General features: G+C 73.8%; 10 protein-coding genes. 3 read left to right on the forward strand and 7 right to left on the reverse strand.

Annotated features, from left to right (window positions below):
- Positions 1–41: 41 nt before the first annotated feature.
- Together rlmB and cysS are read right to left on the reverse strand one after the other, a co-directional pair.
- Positions 42–1,160, reverse strand: coding sequence for a 23S rRNA (guanosine(2251)-2'-O)-methyltransferase RlmB (gene rlmB, locus ACSNOA_RS30605; RefSeq protein ID WP_436663233.1), 1,119 nt, complete (start codon positions 1,158–1,160; stop codon positions 42–44).
- Positions 1,160–2,575, reverse strand: a complete 1,416-nt coding sequence (gene cysS / locus ACSNOA_RS30610; RefSeq protein WP_436663234.1) for a cysteine--tRNA ligase — start codon at positions 2,573–2,575, stop codon at positions 1,160–1,162. The genes rlmB and cysS overlap by 1 nt, the downstream gene beginning before the upstream one ends.
- 324 nt (positions 2,576–2,899) lie before the next feature.
- Between cysS and ACSNOA_RS30615 the strand changes: the two genes are divergently transcribed.
- Together ACSNOA_RS30615 and ACSNOA_RS30620 are read left to right on the forward strand one after the other, a co-directional pair.
- The gene (locus ACSNOA_RS30615) at positions 2,900–3,553 is read left to right on the forward strand and encodes a helix-turn-helix domain-containing protein (protein ID WP_436663426.1); all 654 of its coding nucleotides are present in this window, start codon (positions 2,900–2,902) and stop codon (positions 3,551–3,553) included.
- A gap of 242 nt (positions 3,554–3,795) precedes the next feature.
- Positions 3,796–4,851, forward strand: a complete 1,056-nt coding sequence (locus tag ACSNOA_RS30620) for a hypothetical protein (protein WP_436663235.1) — start codon at positions 3,796–3,798, stop codon at positions 4,849–4,851.
- A 132-nt stretch (positions 4,852–4,983) separates the two neighbouring features.
- Here ACSNOA_RS30620 and ACSNOA_RS30625 read toward each other — a convergent pair whose 3' ends face one another.
- The 3 genes from ACSNOA_RS30625 to ACSNOA_RS30635 form a co-directional block, all read right to left on the reverse strand.
- Positions 4,984–6,693, reverse strand: coding sequence for a S8 family serine peptidase (locus ACSNOA_RS30625; RefSeq protein WP_436663236.1), 1,710 nt, complete (start codon positions 6,691–6,693; stop codon positions 4,984–4,986).
- A 128-nt stretch (positions 6,694–6,821) separates the two neighbouring features.
- The gene (locus tag ACSNOA_RS30630) at positions 6,822–7,502 is read right to left on the reverse strand and encodes an HAD family hydrolase (protein WP_436663237.1); all 681 of its coding nucleotides are present in this window, start codon (positions 7,500–7,502) and stop codon (positions 6,822–6,824) included.
- A gap of 12 nt (positions 7,503–7,514) precedes the next feature.
- Positions 7,515–8,480, reverse strand: a complete 966-nt coding sequence (locus tag ACSNOA_RS30635) for an EamA family transporter (RefSeq protein ID WP_436663238.1) — start codon at positions 8,478–8,480, stop codon at positions 7,515–7,517.
- Between the two features lie 85 nt (positions 8,481–8,565).
- On the opposite strand from ACSNOA_RS30635, the gene ACSNOA_RS30640 reads away from it, so the two are divergent.
- Entirely contained in the window at positions 8,566–9,111 is a 546-nt protein-coding gene (locus ACSNOA_RS30640; RefSeq protein ID WP_436663239.1) for a CGNR zinc finger domain-containing protein, read from the forward strand.
- A gap of 1,108 nt (positions 9,112–10,219) precedes the next feature.
- On the opposite strand, the gene ACSNOA_RS30645 is transcribed toward ACSNOA_RS30640, so the two are convergent.
- Positions 10,220–11,629: a class II fumarate hydratase gene (locus ACSNOA_RS30645; protein ID WP_436663240.1), complete on the reverse strand. Its 1,410-nt coding sequence runs from the start codon at positions 11,627–11,629 to the stop codon at positions 10,220–10,222.
- Between the two features lie 47 nt (positions 11,630–11,676).
- Entirely contained in the window at positions 11,677–14,658 is a 2,982-nt protein-coding gene (locus tag ACSNOA_RS30650) for a BTAD domain-containing putative transcriptional regulator (protein ID WP_436663241.1), read from the reverse strand.
- Positions 14,659–14,966 lie beyond the last annotated feature (308 nt).

The following is a 14,966-nucleotide window of genomic DNA, read 5'->3' on the forward strand; positions in this document are numbered from 1 at the left end:
CGCCATCGGCGGACCGCCCCTTTCCGTGTCTGCGGGAGGCGTCAGTCGCCGGCGGAGCGGCGGCGGGCCACCTCGGCGAGGGTGACGGCGGCGGCCACGCTGGCGTTCAGCGACTCGACCTCGGAGACCATCGGGATGCGGACGGTCAGGTCGCAGGTCTCACCGACGAGCCGCGACAACCCGCGCCCCTCGGAGCCGACGACCACGACGAGCGGGCCGACGGCGACCTCCAGGTCGTAGAGATCGGTCTCGCCGTCGGCGTCGAGCCCCACGACCACGAAGCCCGCGTCCTGGCAGGCCTTCAGCGACCGGGTCAGGTTCGTGACCTGGGCGACGGGGACCCGCGCGGCCGCGCCGGCGCTGGTCCGCCAGGCGGTCGCGGTGATCCCGGCGGCCCTCCGCTCGGGTACGAACACGCCCTGCGCGCCGAACGCGGCGGCGGAGCGGAGCACGGCGCCCAGGTTGCGAGGGTCGGTCACCCCGTCCAGCGCCACCAGCAGCGGCGCGGGCTGTTCCACGGCGGCGGCGACCATGTCCTCGAACGGCTGGTACGCGAACGGCGGCACCTGAAGGCCCACACCCTGGTGCAGCACCCCGCCGGTCATCCGGTCCAGCTCGGCGCGGCTCACCTCGAGGATCGCGATGCCCCGGTCGGCGGCGGTGCGGACGATCTCGTTGACCCGCTCGTCGATGTCGATGCCCTGGGCGGTGTAGAGCGCCGTCGCCGGCACGTTGGCGCGCAGCGACTCGACCACCGGGTTGCGACCCACCAGCAGCTCGGGCGCGTCCCGGGGTGGGGTGAACTTGCGCCCCGGCGCGACCCGGGGCCCGCCCCGGCCGGCCTGCTTGCCGCCGCGCGGCGCCGCCTTGGCCGCGCCTCGGCCGCCGCCCTTGCCCCAGGTGGTGTCCTTGCTGCCGGGCTGACCGATCTTCGGGGCGCGCCCCTCCTCGGCCGCGGCGCGGCGCTCCTTCTCCTGCTTCCACGCGGTGCGCTGGGGCAGCTTCTCGGTGCCCGAGTACGCCTTGTGCCAGGGGCGCTCGTCCGCGGGCAGGGTACGCCCCCGACCGGCGAGGGCGTCCCGGTTCTTGCCGCCGGTGCCCTTCGAGGCGCCCGCTTTCGGGGTCACCCGCCGGCCACGGCGCTGTGAATTGCCGGCCATCAGTCCTGCTCTCCAATAGTCCAACGGGGGCCCTGGGGGGTGTCCTCGACCACCACACCGGCCTTGTTGAGCTGGTCCCGTACGGCGTCCGCGGCGGCCCAGTCCTTGCGGGCGCGGGCCTGCGCGCGCTGCTCCAGGGCCAGGGCGATCAGGGAGTCCACCACGCCGCGCAGGTCGTCCGCCCGGCCGCCACCGGTCCACGCCGGGTCGAGGGGGTCGACACCGAGGATATCCAGCATGGCGCGGACCGCGGCGAGCGCGGTGCGCAGCGTCACCTCGTCGTCGCCGGTCAGCGCGGAGTTGCCGTCGCGCACCACCTCGTGCAGGACGGCCAGCGCGGCGGAGGTGTTCAGGTCGTCGTCCATGGCGGCCACGAACGCGGGCGGCAGCTCACCGAGCTGGCCCGGGCCCACCCGCTCGACGGCCCGCTGCACGAAGCCCTCGATCCGCCGGTACGCGGTGGCCGCCTCGCGGAGCGCGTCCTCCGAGTAGTCGATGCGGGAGCGGTAGTGCGCTGCCGCGTAGTAGTAGCGCAGCTCGACGGGCCGCACCCCGAGCGAGCCGACGTATGTGAGGTCAAGGGTGTTGCCGAGCGACTTGCCCATCTTCGCGCCGCCGATGCTGAGCAGCCCGTGGTGTACCCAGTAGCGGGCGAAACCCAGGCCGGCGGCACCGGACTGGGCCAGCTCGTTCTCGTGGTGCGGGAAGATCAGGTCCAGTCCGCCGCCGTGGATGTCGAACTCGGCCCCGAGGTAGCGCCAGCACATGGCCGAGCACTCGATGTGCCAGCCGGGACGGCCCAGCCCCCACGGGGACGGCCAGTAGGCGTTGGCCGGCTCGTCCGGCTTGGCGCCCTTCCAGAGGGCGAAGTCGCGCGGGTCCCGCTTGCCCCGGTCGGGGGCGTCGCCCGCGGACTGCATGTCCTCCGGTGACTGGTTGGAGAGCGACCCGTACGCCGGCCAGGAGGCCACGTCGAAGTAGACGTCGCCGGAGCCGTCGACCGCCGGGTAGGCGTGCCCCTCGGCGATCAGCTTGCCGATCAGCTCGTGCATCTCCGGGATGTGCCCGGTGGCCCGCGGCTCGTACGTCGGCGGCAGCACGTTGAGCTGTCGGTACGAGTTCGCCAGGATCAGCTCGTTGGCGTACGCGATCGACCAGAACGGCCGCCCCTGCTCCTGCGCCTTGACGAGGATCTTGTCGTCGATGTCGGTCAGGTTGCGGATGAAGGTGACCTGGTAGCCCGCGGCCATCAGCCAGCGGCGCAGGATGTCGTAGTTGACCCCGGAACGAAGGTGACCGATGTGCGGCGGGGCCTGGAGGGTGAGACCACACAGGTAGACCCCCACCTTGCCGGCTTCCCGCGGGACGAAGTCCCGCACCGTTCGGGTGGCGGTGTCATACAGGCGTAGCGTCACCGTACAAGGGTAGCCGTCCGCACATTTCCGGGTCGGCCGGTGGCGCGTCGTACGCTCCCTGCCATGGACACGGCGGCACGGCCCGGCGGCGGCTCTGCGGCCGCCGATCCCGGGGGAAACCCGGCGGCCCGGCCTCCGCGCGCGGCCGGCGCGGCACGCACGGGCGGCCCGCCCCGACGCGCGACCTCGGCGGAGGGCGACCCGCGCGGGGGCCGGGCGGCCCGGCTCGCCGCCTCGCCGCCGGAGGACGACCGGCCCGGCGACCCCGCGGCCCGGCTCGCGGCCTCGGCCGAGGGCGACCGGGCGCGCGCCGCGGGTGCGGAGATCGACGGTGGCGGAGGCGGGCGGCCCGGCGAAAGCTCCCAGACGCTGGACCGGGGGCTTCGGCTGCTGCACCTGGTCGCCGACGCGCCCAACGGGCTCACCGTCACCGAGGCGGCCAACCGCCTGGGCATCGGCCGGGCCGCGGTCTACCGGCTGGCCGGCCCGCTGACCGGCCACGGCATGCTCCGTCGCGACGAGGCCGGGCGGCTGCGGCTGGGCGCCGGCGTGCTGCACCTCGCGCGGCGAGCCCAACCCCTGCTCGCCGAGGGAGCGCTCCCGGCCCTGCGACGCCTCGCCGAGCAGGCCGGCGCCACCGCGCACCTCACCGTCGTGGAGGGCGGCGAGGGGGTGGCCCTGGCCGTGGTCGAGCCGAGCTGGACGTCGTACCACGTCGCCTACCGCACCGGGGCGCGCCACCCGCTGGACCGGGGGGCTGCCGGTCGGGCCATCCTGGCCGGCCGAGCCGGCTCCGCCGAGCCGGTGAGCAGCAGCGGAGAGCTTCAGGCCGGGGCGTACGGGGTGGCGGCCCCGGTGCTCGGCGTACCCGGCCTCGAGGCGAGCGTGGGCGTCGTCGCGCTCGCGCCGCTGAACGTCGAGACGGTCGCCGCCCAGGTACGCGCCGCCGCGACCGCCATCGCCGCAGCCCTCGGCTGACCCGCCCCGCCCCGGCGCGGCCCGGAACGACGCGGCCGACGCGGCCGGTGCTTGATCGACACCATTCCGGCGATGTGGCGCTATCGACGACGCCGTGACCCCGCCATATCGCCGATCTGGTGTTGATCACATAGCACGACCCGGACGGATCGGTCCGGTTGTCCACAGGGAGCCGTCGCGGGACCGCCGGTCGCCGTCCACAGGGGTGCCGAGGACTGCCCGCCGACCCCGATGGTGGACGTATGCCTCCTCACCCGGCCCGACCCGCTTCCCTCGCGTGGCAGGTCTTCCGCGGCTCCTGCGCCGTCCGCCAGGGCCTGCTCACCCGGCACCAGCTTCGTGGCGCCTCCTGGGTCCGGCTGCTGCACGACGTCTACGCGGACGCCCGCCTCGACCGTGACCACCGGCTCACCTGCGAGGCCGCCCTGCTCCGGTTGCCGCCCGGGGCGACCATCGCCGGCCCGTCCGCCGCCTACCTGCACGGCGTGGAGCACGCGGCCTCATTCACCAACGACGTGCATGTCCTCGTACCGAAGGCCGCCCGCGTCGACTCCCATCGCGGCATCCGGGTGCACGTGGCCGACATGTCGGGTTCGTTGGCCCCTGCCGTCGCTGACCTGTCGGCGGGGCGAGCGTCGAAGGTCCTGGACACCGGTCGGGATCGGTGTGAGGGTGCCCCGCCTCTGGCTCCTGCTCACCCAGCAGGCCCGGTGGTCGGGCCACGTTCCGCTCGGCGCATTCCCAGGTCGGACCCGACCACGACGGCCTGGGAGACGGCCGTCTGGCTGGAACCCGTCCGGGCGGTCGGCATCGTGGACGCCCTCCTCGGTCGCGGTCTGGTCGACGCCGGCGCGCTGACGGAGATCGCCGACCGTCGGATCGAGCGGCCGGGCGGGCGGCGGGCGCGGTGGGTCTTCGACCTGGCCGATCCCGCCGCGCAGTCACCGCCCGAGTCGCACCTGCGGGTCCGGCTGGTGCTGGCCGGGCTGCCCCGGCCGGTCGCGCGACACCCCGTGCGTCTGCCCACCGGCCTGGTGCTGCATCCCGACCTGGCGTGGCCGCGATATCGGGTCGCGGTCGAGTACGACGGGGTGTGGCACGCGGACGCGGATCAACTGCAGCGTGATCGGCGGCGCCTCAACCAGCTCGTGGGCGAGGGCTGGCTCGTGCTCCACGTGACCGGCCGCCGCCTTCAGCAGGACTTCCCCGGCATCGTCCGTGAGGTGTCGGCCGCCCTCTACGCCCGCGGGTGGCGTTCTCGGCCCGGTCGACAGACCGGCGTCCGCCTCGCGAGTTGATCCACTCCATTCCGGCGAGGTGGCGGTCTCTGAGCCTCCCGGACACCGCCATTCCGCTGATCTGGCAGGCACCGGCGCCGAGAACGGGTCCGGGCCCGGCCGAGGATCGACCGGGCCCGGGCAGGGTGTGCGTTACGGGCGGGCGTTGGGCTTGAGCGGGGTCTTCACGGCCGCGTACGCGTCCACGATCCCGTAGCCGTAGAAGCCGTTGAAGTTGAGCCCGCCGGCGCAGTACGCGTCGAAGGTCTCGTCCCGCCCCTCGTTGCGGTACTGCTGGAGCCGCGGCTCCGGGCAGGCGTGCTCGGCCGCGGTCCGGTAGAGGTGCTGCTCGACGAGGTCGGGCGACATGCCGAACCCGCCACGGCGCTCGGCCTTGCCGTACCGGCTGACGATCAGCGCGGCGACGCCGGCGGCGTGCGGGGACGCCATCGAGGTGCCCTGGAGGTACGTGTAGTACCCGCACTCACCGTTGCGCTTGCACTGCTTGAAGACCTCGTTCGCGACCCGGGGGTCGATGTTGCCGTTCTCGTCCACCCGGGGGTCCGGGATGTCGGCCGAGATCGGCTCCTCCTGGAGCACCTTCTTCGGGTACGTCGAGAGGATCATGTTGTCGGGGAGCCGGTAGGTGTCGGTGCCGAACCCGTCCCGGAACCAGCCACCGGGAGCGGCGAGCGAGACCTGCTCGGTCCCGTAGTTCGAGTAGTCGGCCTTCTTGCCGGACGGGCCGACCGACGACACGGCGATCACGTTCGGGCCCTCGGTGGGCAGGTTCCAGCAGCTCTCGTTGTCGATCGGCCGGGGGTACGCGGGCGCGCCGTAGTCCGGGCTCGTCGTGTCGACCCGGGGGCTGCCCAGGTCGTCGTTCTCGTTGCCGAGAGCGGCGACCAGCGTGACGCCCCGGTCGTGGGCGAACGTGAGCGCCCGCTTCATCGCCTTGATGATCGCCCGCTGCTCGGCCTGGTCCTCCGCGGAGTCGGCCGGGTTGGCGGTGCAGTTGTAGAGCCACGGGTCGACGTAGAAGGACATGTTCACCACGTCGAGGCCGGCCTTGCCGGCGTAGAGGAGGGCGTTGACCACCGGGTCGAGGAAGAAGTACCCGGAGTCCTGTCCACCCTTCAGCTCCACCAGCGAGACGTTCGGGGCGACGCCGGAGACGCCGAAGCCGTTGGCCGCCGCGCCGATGGTCCCCGCGACGTGGGTGCCGTGCCCGCCGTCGTCGGTGCCGACCCGGTCGAGGCAGCTGGGCACCTCGCAGGGACCGTCGACGTCCACGAGGTCGGGCGCGAAGTTGCGCGACAGCGACCAGTTGAAGTTCGGGGCGATGTCGGGGTTGCTGGCGTCCACACCGGTGTCCAGGACGCCGACGGTGACCCGTCGGTCACCCGCCTCGACGGTGCGCGCCCGGTCGGCCCGGATCATCTCCAGGCCCCAGAGCCGGTCGTCCAGCGGGTCGAGTTTTGCGGCGTGCGGTTTGCCGGAGCTCTTCTTCGCCGCCGCGGTCAGCAGGTGCTCCTGCTCGACCCGGTCGAGCTTCGGCTTGCGACCGATGGCCTTCTGCTCGGCCGCGCCGATCAGCGCGGTCGCGGCGGTCGCCTTCGCGGCGAAGTCCGCGCGGTCGCTCGTCACCTGGAACATCCCGACCTCGTCGGTCCGGGAGACGACGGTGCCGCCGGCCGCCCGGATGGCCGCGATGGCCGCGTCCGCGCCGACGCCGTCCTCCGCGACCACGGTGAACGTCCGGGAGCTGGCCGGAGCGGCGCCGGCGGGCACCCCCAGACCGGTCACCGTGAGTGCCAGCGCGGTCGCGGTGGCGACGGTGCCGGCGGTGAAGCGCTTGCTCACCACATCGAATCCTTCCGTTCCGCAGATGTGCCAGCCATCACATCGCACGGACGGGAATTCCGCCAGTCGAGCCCGTACCGGAACGAACCGCCTGGACAGGCGCGCGGACCGGCGCCCGGATCTATCGGTCAGCGGCCGAGGCTCGCCAGTACGGCGGGCAGATCCGCCACAGTGGTCAGTTCGGCGTCCGGCACGACGCCGGGCGGGCGGGGCAGGCCGAGGCGGTTGAGCCACACGGCCCGCAACCCGGCACGCTGCGGGCCCACCACGTCGTGGGCGAGCGAGTCGCCCACGTAGACCACGTGCGGGGCGGGGACGCCGGCGGCCTCGACCACCGCCGCGTAGAACTCCGGCGCGGGCTTCTTCGGCAGGCCGCCCTCGTGCGCGTACAGCTCGAAGGCGAACTCACCGGCGAGCCCGCACCGTTCGGCGCGGCTGTTGCCGTTCGTGGCGAAGCCCAGCGTCCACCGCTCCCGCAGGGCCGCGAGCGCCGGCAGCACGTCCGGGTACGGGCGGGTGAGCGCGAACCGCCGGGCGAAGAAGAGCGCGGCAATGTCGTCCAGGTGCGCGTCCAGCCCGGCGCGGGCCAGGGAGCGGGCCAGCGCCGCCCGCCGGATCTCCATGACGGGCGCCGCGCTCAGCGCGCCGAAGACCGCGGCCCAGTCGGACTCCAGGTCCGCGAGGGACACCCCGGCCGCCGCCGGGGTGAGCCGCCGCATCTCCTCCAGTACGGCCACCAGCCCGCCCGTCACCGCCGGGCGCAAATCGAGCAGGGTCTCGTCGGCGTCGAAGACCACGGTCGTCAGCACGCGCCCAGGATGTCACCGCTCCCCGGCAAGCGCGGGCTCGGGCGCCGCGTCGATCGGCCGCCGCGTCCCGCGCAGCTCGTCGAGGCGTACGAGGGCGACGCCGGCAAGGATCAGCAGGCCGCCGAGCATCTGCACCACGGTCGGCAGCTCGCCGAGCACCAGCCAGGCGATCAGGACGGCGAACATGACCTCGGTCAGCCCCACGAAGGACGACAGACGGGGGCCGAGGAGCCGCGCGCCGGCGATCCCGGCCATGTACGCCACGGCGGCCGCGATGAGGGACAGGCCGGCGATCGGCAGCAACCAGCTGGTCTCCTGCCCCGCGAAGGTCACCTCGCCGTACGTGGCGTGCAGCGGCAGCACCCCGACCGCTCCGAGCGCGGCGAGCGCGACGGCGCCCACGCCCATCCCACCGCTGGCCAGCACCACCGAGGGCAGTTCCTCGTCGACACGGCCGGCGAGCACGTAGTAGCCGGCCAGCCCGATCGCGGCGCCCAGCCCCCAGAGCACGCCCAGCGGGTCGAGCCGGCCGGCACCCGTGAGGTCGAGCACGAAGACCAGCCCGGCCAGCGCCGCCACGGAGCCCGCCACGGTGAGGCGCTTGGGGCGCTGCCCGTGGACCAGCCACGTCCAGACCACGACCAGGATGATCCCGAGGTACTCCAGCAGCAGCGCGACGCCGACCGGCAGGTACCGCACCGCGTTGAAGAAGCAGACCTGGGCCAGCGCCACGCCGAGCAGGCCGAAGACGCCCACCACGCCGAGGTTGCGTCGCAGCACGTGCGTACGGCCGCGCAGGGCCAGCGCCGCCGGCACCGCGAGCACCAGCGCGGCGATCCCGACCCGGGCGATCACGGCGGACGGGGCCGACCAGCCGGCCTCGATCAGTGACCGCGCGAAGGTGCCCGAGGTGGCGAACGTGAGGGCGGAGGCCACGGCGAGACCGAGGCCGACCCCCGCGCCGGGTGACTTCTGCATCGGGCGCTCCTTGGCAGTTGGCGGCAGTCATGGGCAAACTATTGCTATGCCGATGACGCTAGGCGGCCACCCGACAGGAGTCAAGTTGCTTTTTGCCCATGACACCGAATGTTCGCTGACCGCCGCCGCGGCGCTCGTCAACACGGGCGGCAGCGACGGCGAGGGGCTTCCCGACGTCGCCGCCCTCGACGCGTTCTACGCGACCCACGCCTACACCGGTCGGCACGAGCACACGGAGGCGGAACTCGCCTCCGTCCGCGCCCTGCGGCCGCGCCTCCGCCGGATCTGGGACGCGGACATCGACGAGGTCGTCGCCATCGTCAACGGGCTCCTCCGCGAGAACGACGCCCAGCCACAACTGATCACGCACGACGACGAGCCGTACCACTTCCACGCCGTACCCCGGGACGCGCCGCTCGCGACCCGCATGGCGGTCGAGGCGGCGATGGCGTTCGCCGACCTGATCCGCAACGGGGAGACCAGCCGGCTGCGCACCTGCGCCCACCCCGACTGCGACAACGTGCTCGTGGACCTTTCCAAGAACCGGTCCCGCCGGTTCTGCGAGGCGGGCTGCGGCAACCGCGCGGCCGTCACCGCGTACCGGGCCCGCAAGGCGGCCTCCCGCGGCTGACCGCCGTGAGCGAACACGGCGCAACCTCCGCGCCGGGCCCGCCGGATCCCTGCCGTCCCGCACCGCCGCGCAGCAACCGCGACACGTCCGCTGGCCGAATCAGCTCCTGCCCCGAACACGCAGTCCAGGTAGGCCAGTTCGGTGCCGTCGGGAAGCGTCGCCCCGACCGAGGACCGGGGCCGGTCCAGCACGGCGCGCGGGACCGGCCGGATCCGGCCGGCGACCTGGGCTCGCTCTGGCCACCCTGCCAGACGCCCTGCCGGGCGCTCGAGCGAGTCTCCGGCGTCTCCTGGCCCGGCCCTGGCCCGCCCCTGTCGAGTTGCCCCAGTTCTGGGGCGACACGATCCGGCGCGGCGCGGACGCCCGGCGGGCGAGCAGGCTCCAGCTTGATCGACTCCAGATCGCCGATGTGGCGGGGTTGCGGTGGGTGTCATACCGCCACCTCGCCGATCCGGCGCGGATCATGCCGGACCGGTCGGGCTGATCGGCCTCCCGTCGCGTCGGGCGCCGGCCAGACCGCGCCGGGTCCCGGCCGCTCGCCGGGCTGCTGCCCGCCACCACCGAACCGCCGGCACGCAGGCGGCCGAGGCGCCGCCACTGCCGCCTATCCCGTCCGGACGAGCTGAGCGGAGGGACCGCAGTCGAGCGGTCTGGCGTCGGGGCGCGCGCCGGGGCTCTGGCCTCGTCACATCGTGGCCCCCGGCGGATTGCCCCGGTCAAACCGTCGTCGCGACCGGCCTGGCCCGGTCAAACCGTCGTCGCGACCGGCCTGGCCCGGTCACACCGTCGTCGCGGCCGGCCTGGCCCGGTCAAACCGTCGTCGCGGCCGGCTGGCCCGGTCAAACCGTCGTCGCGACCGACTGGCCCTGGTCACATCGCGCCGCGCGGGCGATATGGGCCCGCCGCCACGTGCCCCACATTTGGGGCAGCTCGACAGCGACCACCAAGCAATCCCCGCCGCGCCACGTCGACCCTCGGTCCGAGCGCGAACCGGCCGCCGAGGGCGACGGCGCACGCCGGCTAACGACCACCAAGCACTCCCCGCCGCGCCACGTCGATCCCCGGTCCCCGAGCGCGAACCGGCCGCAGGGCCTCGGCACACGTCTGCTCAGGGATGGGTCATCCGGAGCAGGTCGAGCGCCTCGTCGAGCTGGCTCTCGCTGAGCGTGCCCGACGCCACGTGCCCCCGGGAGATCACCACCTCGCGGATCGAGACCTGCCGGGCCAGCGCCTCCTTGGCGATCGAGGCGGCCTCGTCGTACCCGAGATAGCGGTTGAGCGGGGTGACGATCGACGGCGAGCCCTCGGCGTACGCCAGACAGACCTCGGCGTCCGCGACCAGCCCGACCACCAGGCGGTCGGCGAAGAGCCGGCTCGACGCGGCCAGCAGCTTGATGGACTCCAGCAGGTTGCGGCCCATCACGGGGAGCATCACGTTCAGCTCGAAGTCGCCCTGGGTGCCCGCGAACGCGACGGCGGCGTCGTTGCCGATCACCTGGGCGCAGACCTGCCGCATCGCCTCGGCGATCACCGGGTTCACCTTGCCGGGCATGATCGACGAACCGGGCTGGAGGTCGGGGATGCGCAGCTCGCGCAGGCCGGCCCGGGGGCCCGAGCCCATCCAGCGGATGTCGTTGGCGATCTTGTAGAGGCCGACGGCGATCGTGCGGAGCTGGCCCGAGGTCTCGACGAGGGCGTCCCGGGCGCCCTGCCCCTCGAAGTGGTTACGTGCCTCGGTGAGCGGCAGGCCGGTCGACTCGCGGAGCTTGCCGATCACGGCGGCCGCGAAGCCGAGCGGGGTGTTGATGCCGGTGCCCACCGCGGTGCCGCCCAGCGGCAGCTCGGCGAGCCGGGGCAGCGACGCCTCCAGCCGCTCGATGCCGTAGCGGACCTGCGCCGCGTACCCGCCGAACTCCTGCCCGAGGGTCACCGGGGTCGCGTCCATGAGGTGCGTACGCCCGGCCTTGACGACCGTCTCGAACTCGGCCGCCTTCTCCTCCAGCGCCCCGGCCAGGTGCTTCAGGGAGGGGATCAGATCCTCGACGACGAACTGGGTCGCCGCCAGGTGGATCGACGTCGGGAAGACGTCGTTGCTGGACTGCGAGGCGTTCACGTGGTCGTTCGGGTGCACGTCGCGGCCCAGCTCGCGGCTCGCCAGCGTGGCGATCACCTCGTTGGTGTTCATGTTGGACGAGGTGCCCGAGCCGGTCTGGAAGACGTCGATGGGGAACTGGTCGTCGTAGCCGCCGTCGGCCACGTGCGCCGCCGCCGCGGTGATCGCCGACGCCACGTCGGCGTCGATCACCCCCAGCTCACCGTTGATCTGCGCCGCGGCGCCCTTGATCTGGGCCAGCGCCTTGATCTGCGCCGGCTCGATGCCCCGGCCGGAGATCGGGAAGTTCTGCACGGCACGTTGGGTCTGCGCCCGCCACAGCGCCTCGCTGGGCACCTCCACCTCGCCCATGGAGTCGCGTTCGATGCGGTAACCCGTCGCCTCTGGAGTCGTCACGCGTACCATCCTGCCGCGCCCCGCCAGGACGTGCAGATGATCGCGGACACACCCGGTCAGTCCAGCTCGGCGAGGAGCCGCTCCACCTCGTACCGCTCGGGCGCCTCGATCTTGCGGTAGAGGGCCAGCGCCCGCGCCCAGTGGGCGCGCGCGGCGGCCGGGTCGGTGCCGCGCAGGCAGCGGGCGATTCCGTCCAACGCCCGGGCCTGCTCGGCACGGGCGTCCAGTCGAACCGCATCGGCCAGCACCCGGCGATGCAGGTCCAACGCGGCGCCGGCGTCGCCGGCGTCCCGCAGCGCCCGCGCCAGCAGGTTCCGGGAGGCACACTGCCCGAGGCGGTCGCCGGCGTCGCTCATCGCCACGAGCGCCTCCCGGTGCAGCGCCATGGCCGCCTCCGGGTCGCCGCCCGCCCGCTCGAAAACACCGAGCTCGTTGAGCAGCTCGCCGACGCCGTACCGGTTGCCGAGCCGGCGCTTGATGGCGAGCGCTGCCCGGAGCCGCCGGAGCGCCGGCTCACCGTGGCCCATCCTGGCCCGGGCGGCCCCGACATGGCCCATCGCCATGGCCGCGTCGTACAGGCTGCCGGCCGACCGCGCCGACAACAGCTGCTTACGGGACACCGCCAGCGCCTCGGCGAGCCGCCCGGCGCCGAGGAGGATGGCCGCCTGGTTGCCGAGGATGGAGACGACGGCGCCGTCGTCGTCCTCGGGACGGAGAAGATCCATCGCGTCGCGCAGGTGCCGCAACGCGGTCGCGACGTTGCCGCGGAGCGCGTGGACGATTGCCACGTTCCGGTGCGTCGCCGCCTGTCCCACCCTGTCCCCGAGCCGGCTGCGCAGCCTGAGGGCGATCTCCATCGAGGCGATCGCCTCGCCGTAGCGGGCCCGGCGGTGGTACCCGGAGGCGAGATAGTTGTGCATGGCGGCGACCGCCGCGTCGTCACCCAGACGCTCGGCTGCCCGGAGCCCGATCGAGTGCGCTTCGATCAGGTCGTCGAGGTGACCGTGCGCATACCAGTAGCTCCACCCGGCGTGGGCGAGCTGCCAGCAGTAGATCTCCCACCCGGTCGCCTCCGCCAGGCGGATCATCGCGATCAGGAGCAGTCGGTCCGCGTCGAGCCATTCAACGTCCGGCGGCGTTCCCGCCTCCGTGAGGTCGGGCCGGGCCACCGGAGGCAGCGACAACGGCGCCCGGCTGGCCGAGCGGTTGATCCGGCGGCCGGCGGCCACGACCAGATGCAGGTGGACGTTCAGCAGCCGCTCCACGGCCGCCGACCGCTCGGCGTTCGACGTCACCTCCGCCGTCAACCGCCGCGCGTAGTCGCGCACCAGGTCGTGGAAGCGGAACCGCCCCGGGTCGGTCTCGTCCAACAGGTGGGCGTCCACCAGTTCGTCGAGAAGGTGCTCGGCGTCCGCCAACGGCAGGTCGGCCAGCGCCGCGGCGGCCCGGGCGTCGATCGTCGTTCCCGGGTGGAGACCGAGCATCCGGAACATCCGCTGGGCAGCAGGGGTGACCTGCGCGTACGACAGGGCGAACGCCTGCCCCACGGAGCGGTCGCCGGCCACCAGCTCGGTGAGGGCGTCCCGGCCGTCGGTGAGGCGCGCGGCCAGGTCGGCGATGCGCCAGCGGGGGCGGTGCGCGAGCCGCGCGGCGGCCAGCCGGATGGCCAACGGCAGGTATCCGCACCCGCGTACCACCTCGGCAGCGGCCTCCGGCTCGGCCGCCACCCGCTCCCGGCCGACGATCAGGGCGAGAAGGTCGATGCCCTCCTCCGGGTCGAGTACCGCGAGCGACGACGGCCGGCCCTCGTCCAGCCCCGTCAACCGGCGCCTGCTGGTGATCAGGGTGAGCGTGCCCCGCCCGCTCGGCAGCAGTGGCGCCACCTGGGCGGCGCTCGCCGCGTTGTCGAGCACCACCACGGCCCGCCGGTCGGCCAGCTCGCTGCGCCAGAGAGCCGCCCGCTCGTCGGCGTCGGCGGGAACCCGCTCGCCGGGCACGCCGAGCTGACGCAGCAGCGCGGCGAGCGCGGCGGCCGGGGCCACCGGCTCCCGCTCGCTGTGCCCGTGCAGGTCGACGAAGAGCTGCGCGTCGGGATAACGGTCGGCCAACGCGGTGGCGAGATGGATGGCCAGGGTCGTCTTCCCGCTGCCCGCCATGCCGTCGATGAGCTGGACGCGCGTGCGGTCCTCGTCGATCTCCTTGATCAGCCGCGCGAGGGTGTCCTGGCGGCCGGTGAAGTCCTGGATCGCCCGGGGCAGGGCACGGACCGGCACGGCCGGGCGGCGCTCCGGGCCGGTCAGCGCCAGGTCACCGGCGAGCACACGCTGGTGCAGCTCCTGCAGCGCGGCGCCCGGCTCGATGCCCAGCTCCTCGGCGTAGAGCCGCCGCCCGTCCCGGTAGACGGCGAGCGCGTCCGCCTGCCGGCCGACCGCGGAGAGGGCGAGCATGAGGTGACCACGCAGCCGCTCGCGCAGCGGATGCCGGTCGACGGCCTCGGTCAGCTCGTCGATCAGCCCGGCCGCCTGGCCGAGGCGCAGCTCGACGTCCACGCACTCCTCGAGCGCGGCGAGCCGCTGCTCGTCGAGCGCCTGCGCCCGCCGCCGGATGCTCCGGCTGGGTATCCCGGCGAGCGCCGGCCCGCGCCAGTGCCGGAGGGCGGCCCGGAAGTGGCGGCGCGCCTCGGCGAGCCGGCCGACGCCGACCGCGGCCCGCGCGGCCTCGACGGCGCTCGTGAACAGGTCGGCGTCCAGCTCGCCGGGCGCGGTCCGGACGCCGTAGCCCACGGGATCGGTGACGATGGCCTCGGACGGCACGCCGAGTTGGGTGAGCCGGCGCCGGAGGCGGGACACGCACGTCTGCACCTGGGCCCGGGCGGTGGCCGGCGGCTCGTCCTCCCAGATCGCGTCGACCAGGTCCTCCACGGGCACGACCTGGCCGACGCGCAGCAGCAGCATGGCGAGCACGGTGCGGTCGCGACCCGCGGTGACGGTGGCCTCGCCATCGCCGACCCGCAGGGGCCCCAGGATCCCGAACCGCATTCCCGCCCCCGTACGAACCGACGCAACCGTCGCAGGGTAGCCGGGCCCTGACCAGCCACCTCCGTCCGGTGATAGCGATGTGAGAGCGGATCGGCAGCGGGCCGGCCCACACTCCTTGCGGGGTGTCAGCGATGGCATCTGACGGGGGCGGTGCGCCCGCCCGTACCCCCCAGGGGCGGGCGCACCGACGTCGGACCCGACGAGCGTCCTGAGTCCCGCCGCTTCATGGTCACCCGGACCGCGAGATCAGCCGAAAGTCTGGCGCGGTAGCGGCATTTACAGACTTAAGATCATGCGCTCGTCACCAC

Origin of the sequence: Micromonospora sp. URMC 103, assembly GCF_051386435.1 — a bacterium.
Lineage (GTDB): Bacteria > Actinomycetota > Actinomycetes > Mycobacteriales > Micromonosporaceae > Micromonospora.

What these genes read in the sequence shown, in the direction of transcription:
- ACSNOA_RS30620 (WP_436663235.1), top strand. Translation starts at nt 3,796, where the DNA reads ATGCCTCCTCACCCGGCCCGACCCGCTTCCCTCGCGTGGCAGGTCTTC.
- ACSNOA_RS30650 (WP_436663241.1), bottom strand. Translation starts at nt 14,658, where the DNA reads ATGCGGTTCGGGATCCTGGGGCCCCTGCGGGTCGGCGATGGCGAGGCC.
- rlmB (WP_436663233.1), bottom strand. Translation starts at nt 1,160, where the DNA reads ATGGCCGGCAATTCACAGCGCCGTGGCCGGCGGGTGACCCCGAAAGCG.
- ACSNOA_RS30645 (WP_436663240.1), bottom strand. Translation starts at nt 11,629, where the DNA reads ATGGTACGCGTGACGACTCCAGAGGCGACGGGTTACCGCATCGAACGC.
- ACSNOA_RS30635 (WP_436663238.1), bottom strand. Translation starts at nt 8,480, where the DNA reads ATGCAGAAGTCACCCGGCGCGGGGGTCGGCCTCGGTCTCGCCGTGGCC.